1 protein-coding gene is annotated in these 1,168 nt (G+C 57.5%); it reads left to right on the forward strand.

Going from position 1 to position 1,168, the window contains the following annotated elements:
- Nucleotides 1-93 precede the first annotated feature (93 nt).
- Nucleotides 94-1,151, forward strand: a protein-coding gene (locus AD948_RS17455) for an IS630 family transposase (protein ID WP_156478861.1) whose coding sequence is annotated in 2 segments (ribosomal slippage) — nucleotides 94-586 and nucleotides 586-1,151 — 1,059 coding nt in all. Because the reading frame shifts where the segments join, the coding sequence is not laid out codon by codon here.
- Nucleotides 1,152-1,168: the final 17 nt, after the last annotated feature.

Raw genomic sequence — 1,168 nt, forward strand, 5'->3', positions numbered from 1 at the left:
ATACCAATTTGTTTTGGCTGTGACTCAGGGGGGGTACACATAGGCGTTGAATTGTGATTCACAGGATACCGTCATTGAAGGAAGGTATCCCTGATGAGCAAGGCGGTCGCACTCCGAGAAGATTATGATGCAGCGAGCATGCGAGGTCTGGCGCGACGAAGCAGACATGCGGCCCAGTCGCGGCGCCTTCTGGCGCTTGCCGCGATTTATGACGGGGCAACGCGTGGCGAGGCGGCCCGTCTTGCGGGAACGGATCGACAGATCGTTCGGGACTGGGTTTTGCGCTTTAACGCGCAAGGGCCTGCGGGGCTGATTGATCGTCATGGTGGGGGTGCTGCCGGCCGCATCACACCTTCCGTCATGGAGGCTCTGGCGCAGCGGATTGAAGACGGTCCCATTCCTTCGGCTCATGGCGTGGTGCGCTGGCGATTGCGTGATCTGTGCGCCTGGCTTCATGAAGAGCACGGGGTCAGCCTGTCTGTTTCCTGGTTGAGCAGGATTGTCCGCAGTGAGAATTTTCGTCTGCTGACGCCACGCCCCCGGCATTATGCCCAGAACCCGGATGCCCAGGACATTTTTAAAAAGATTTTCCTGATGCCCTTGCCGCAATCAGCGCCTGTCACCCCGGAGAAAATATCGAACTGTGGTGGGCGGATGAAGCAAGGATCGGCCAGAAAACGAAGCTGACACGGCGCTGGGCGAAGCGGGGAACCCGCCCCCGGGCGACAGCCGACCTAAGGACCCGATCCGCCTGGATTTTCGGGGCAATCTGCCCCGCTCAGGGAAAAGGGGCTGCTCTTGTTCTCCCCGTGTGCAACATTCATGCGATGAATTTCCATCTCAAGGAAATCGCCCAGGTCGTTGCACCGCAAAGTCACGCCGTCCTCATCCTGGATCAGGCAGCATGGCATACCAGTCTGAAACTGACGGTTCCCCCCAACATCACCATCATGCCGCTCCCGCCACGCTCTCCCGAACTCAATCCTGTGGAAAACGTCTGGCAGTTTATGCGCAATACATGGCTCTCAAACAGAATCTTCAGAACCTATGACGATATCGTCGATATCGCCTGCCATGCGTGGAACCAGCTCACCGAGCAGCCATGGCGCATTATGTCCCTCGGATTGCGCGACTGGGCTCATGGGTCATAGCAAAAACAAATTGGTAT

Source organism: Acetobacter senegalensis, from assembly GCF_001580995.1.
Classification (GTDB): domain Bacteria; phylum Pseudomonadota; class Alphaproteobacteria; order Acetobacterales; family Acetobacteraceae; genus Acetobacter; species Acetobacter senegalensis.